General features: G+C 75.6%; 2 protein-coding genes and 1 pseudogene. 1 reads left to right on the top strand and 2 read right to left on the bottom strand.

Going from position 1 to position 4,319, the window contains the following annotated elements; translation table 11 throughout:
* A pseudogene (locus ACTUAL_RS28195) lies at nucleotides 1–239 on the top strand (argininosuccinate synthase); the annotation flags it as partial.
* 76 nt (nucleotides 240–315) lie between these two features.
* Here ACTUAL_RS28195 and ACTUAL_RS28190 read toward each other — a convergent pair.
* Both ACTUAL_RS28190 and ACTUAL_RS28185 read right to left on the bottom strand, forming a co-directional pair.
* Nucleotides 316–2,574, bottom strand: coding sequence for a family 78 glycoside hydrolase catalytic domain (locus ACTUAL_RS28190; protein ID WP_440902362.1), 2,259 nt, complete (start codon nucleotides 2,572–2,574; stop codon nucleotides 316–318).
* 112 nt (nucleotides 2,575–2,686) lie between these two features.
* The coding region (locus ACTUAL_RS28185) for a cellulose binding domain-containing protein (protein ID WP_440902361.1) at nucleotides 2,687–4,319 on the bottom strand (1,633 nt) is incomplete at its 5' end.

Here is a 4,319-nt window from a genome sequence, read left to right as displayed (position 1 = left end):
TCGGGCAGCTGACGATGCGGAACCTGGACATCGCGGACTCGCGGGCGCGGCTGGAGCAGTACGCCGGGCTGGGCATGGTCGGCAGCGGGCAGTCGACGCTCATCGGCGCGGCTCGGGTCGCGCCGACCGAGCTGATCGGGACGCTGGAGGAGGGTGGCGCGGAGGCCATCGCGTCGCGCGGGCAGGTCGACCACGCGGAGCTGCTGGACCGGGCCGCGATGGAGTCGGGCACGGACTGAGGTCGTTGCGCCGCGAGGCGCAGCGCCGCGAGGACCAGCGCCGGAAGGGGTCGGGAAACCGGCCCCTCCCGGCGTCTCACCACACGTGCACCACATCCGCCCGCACCGCCCGGCACGGCACCGTGAACCGGTGCCGACCCGGCCCGACCTCCTGCGGCGCCGCGCCCGGCAGGTCCAGGACCGCGCGGGTGCCCGTCGGGGCCACCACGTCCACCACCGCGCGCTCGCCCGAGCGCCGCCACGCCACGCGCGCCCGACCGTACGGCGTCAGGTGCTCCGCCTCCGCGCTCACCAGCCCGCCGCCGAACCGGGGCGCCACCCGGATCACCCGGTAGCCCGGCGCGCCCGGCGCCAACCCCGCCACCGCGCGGTGCATCCAGTCCGCCACCGAGCCCAGCGCGAAGTGGTTGAACGAGGTCATCTCGGCGGGGTTCACCCGCCCGTCCGGCAGCAGCGCGTCCCACCGCTCCCACACCGTCGTCGCCCCCCGCTCCACCGCGTACAGCCACGACGGGCACTCCCGCTGGGTTAGCAGCAGGTACGCGTCGTCCAGGTAACCGTTGTCCGCCAACGCGTCCAGCACCACCGGCGTCCCCGCGAACCCCGTCCCGACCCGGTGCCCCTCCGCCCGCACCAGCCCCGCCAGCCGCCGCGCCACCCGCGCCCGCTCCCGCGCGGGCACCAGCCCGAACCGCAGCGCCAGCGCCAGACCGGTCTGCGTGCCGCCCTGGTCGGGGAACGCCCGCGCGAACCCCGCCGCCACCCGACGCGCCAGCGCGCGCAGCCGCACGGCGTCCCCCGGAGCGCCGACCAGGTCCGCCACCCGCGCCAGCACCCGCGCCGACCGCGCCGCGTACGCCGTCGCCACCACCGCCGGGGCGGTGCGCGCCTCGTGCGGCCGGTCCGGCGGCGCGGCCGGGTCCAGCCAGTCGCCGAACTGGAACCCCCGCCGCCACACCCCGTCCTCGTCCAGCGCCCGCTCCACCCGCCCCACCCACCCCCGCGCGATCCACACCTCGTTCTCGTGCAACCGCTCCAGGTCCGGGTCCGAGCACCGGAACCACCCGGTCCGCCGCAGGTCCGTGCCGCACACCGCCGCCACCACGTCCGGGGCCCCCGGCAGCCCGGTCACCTCCGCGTACCGGAACCCGTGGTAGGTGAACGACGGCTCCCACACCGCCGTCCCCGCACCCGGCGCGTACCGGTCGGTGGCCCGCGCCCCGCGCAGGGGCCGCGTGCACAGCTCGCCGTCCTCCAGCACCTCCGCGTGCCGCACCACCACCTCCCGCGCGGCCCCCTCGTCCACCCGCAACCGCAGCCGCCCCACCAGGTTCTGCCCGAAGTCCAGCAGGTGCCGCCCCCGCCCCAGCGCGGTCACCGCCACCGGCCGCAGCAGCTCGGTCCGGCGCACCGGCGGCCCGGTCGGCGCGACCAGCGTCGCCAGGTCCCGCTCCACCACCTCGACCGCGCCCCACCCCGAGTCGTCGAACCCCGGCTCCGCCCACCCGCTCGGGTGCCGCCGCGCGTCGAAGTGCTCCCCGTCGTACAGGCCCGCCGACACCAGCCCGCCGGTCCCGGCCCGCCACCGCTCGTCGGTGCCCACCACCTGCCGCGAGCCGTCCTCGCCGACGACCTCCAGCTGCACCAGCGCCGCCAGCCGGTCCCCGTACACCGCGCGCCGCCCGGAGAACCCGAGCCTGCCCCGGTACCAGCCGTCCGCCAGCGCCACCCCGAGCGCGTTGCGCCCGTGCCGCAGCAGCCCGGTCACGTCGTGCGTGCGGTAGCGCAACCGGCGCCGGTAGCTGGTCCACCCCGGCGCGAGCACCTCGTCGCCGACCCGCGACCCGTTGAGCAGCACCTCGTGCACGCCTTGCGCGGTCGTGTACAGCCGGGCCCGCGCGATCGGCGCGCGCACCGCGAACTCCCGCCGCAGCAGGGGAGGGCGGCGTCCGGCGACCGGCGACACCATGCGCGCCACCCAGTCCGACGGCCGCAGCAACCCGGCCTCCACGAACGACGGCGCGCTCCACGGGCTCGGCGTCCCCCCGTCGCCGCGCACCCGCACCCGCAGCTCCCTGCGGTCCCGCGAGCCCAGCGGCTCGGCGGGCCACGGCACCAGGACCGACCCGTCCGACTCCACCCACCCGGTCGGCTCGCCGCCCACCTCGACCTCGTACGCCCGCTGCACCCACCCCGCCTCCGCCGCCGTGGTCCACGACAACCTCGGTTCCGGCTCGCCGATCCCCAGCGGTGCGCGGTGGTGCTCGACCACCGGCGCGGACGGGAACGGGACGTGCCACTGGGCCGTGGAGCGGACGTGCGGGACGTGGGGCACGGATCGACCTCCTGGGGTTGGCGTGACCCCCTGTCCTATCGCCTGCGCAGGTGGTGGGGCAGACCCTGATCGGGGTATGCCCCACCACCCGATCACCGCAGCGCGGCGGTGATCACCGCAGCGAGCACGGCGCGCCGTTCAGCGAGAACGCGGTCGGCAGCCGGTTCGGGCCCTGGTAAGAGCCCACGAAACCGGTCGAGACCGTCGCGCCGGGGGCCAGCAGCCGGTTGCCCGCGTCGGCGGTCACCGTCACCGACCGGCCGGACTGCGCCCACGCGCCGCTCCAGCCGCTGTCGACCTTCTGCCAGGTGGTCGGCCAGTCGAACGCCAGCACCCAGCCGTCCACGGGGGTGGTCCCGGTGTTGGTGACCTGCACGTCGCCGACCCAGCCGTTGCCCCAGTCGTTGGTGTTGGCCAGCTTCACCGCGCAGGTGGACGAGGCGGGCGCGGTGGTGCGGAACACCAGCGGCGGCGAGGACCACGACACCCGGCCCGCGTTGTCGCGCGCGATGACGTTCACGGTGTACTCGGTGCTGGGGGACAGGTTGGTGGCGGTGAAGCTGCCGCCGGTGGTCTCGCCCCACTGGTCGGTGCGCGTGCCGACCTGGCGGTGCACCTCGTGCTTGGTGCCCGGAGCCGCGACGGGCAGGTCGATCACGGCGCTGCGGTCGGTCACCGAGGACGCGGTCGGCCGGGCGGGCGCCGCCGGGCCGGTGGTCGCGGACGTGGGCGCCAGCTCCAGCGCGGTGATCGAGTACGGGGCGAGCGAGACCGCGCCGGACGTCCCGGTGGACGTGGTGATCGCGGTGTCGCCGTTGCCGTAGGTCCGCACCACCGCCGAGGACCTCGGGGTGAACCCGGCGTAGTCGAGCGCGACCGACTTCGCCGCGTCCGGGTCCCGGTTCACCAGCAGCACGGACAGCCCGCCGTCCGGTCGCCGGGCGGCGTGCGCGCGCACCAGCGGGTCGGTGCTGGAGGCGGCCACGAACTGGTCGCCGGGGCGCGCGAACCGGGAGGTCAGCGCGAGCGCGTGGTACGGCGCGAACGGCGTGTTCAGCGCGGGCTGGCACACCGAGCCGTCCTCGGTGCAGTTGGCGCTGGAGAGCAGGCCGAAGTCGTCGTAGTCGGTCTGACCGGCGACCGTGCTGACCTTGCCCAGGCCGTTGTGCGCGTTCCACCAGTCGACGGTGAACGCGCCGCGCTCCAGCAGCGACGCGTAGGCGTCGGCGGCGAACAGCGCGGTCGGCTGGGTGTTGCGGGCGAAGTTCGTGTTCAGCTCGGTGAACGCGATGCCCAGGTCCCGGCCGGTGTGCCCGCGGATCTGCTCCTTGGCCATCGCCATCATCTCGGGGATGGTGTCCGCGCTGCTCAGCAGGTCCGGGGCGTTCGTGCCGCGCGGGTACCAGTGCAGGATCACGAAGTCGATGTCCGCGCCCGCCGTGGACAGCACGACCTGGTTCCACGAGCCCGCGTCACCGGCGGCCGTGATGGCGTCCGGCCACTCGCCGGGCGTGGTCAGCACCGCGCCGATCTTGATGCTCGGGTCGACGGCCTTCATCGCCCGCGAGTAGTCGCGAACCAGGCCCGCGTACCCGGCCGGGCTCTTGTCCTCGTGGTGGTCCTCCTCCCACGCGGTGCCATAGTGGCCGTTGCCGTAGAGCTCGTTGCCGATCTCCCAGTACTTGACGCCGTAGCCCTTGTCGACGTTGGCGCTGCGCACCCAGTCGGCGGCCTCCTGCGGCGTC

The sequence above is a fragment of the Actinosynnema sp. genome, from assembly GCF_052038725.1.
This window is presented reverse-complemented; position numbering and strand designations above follow the sequence as displayed.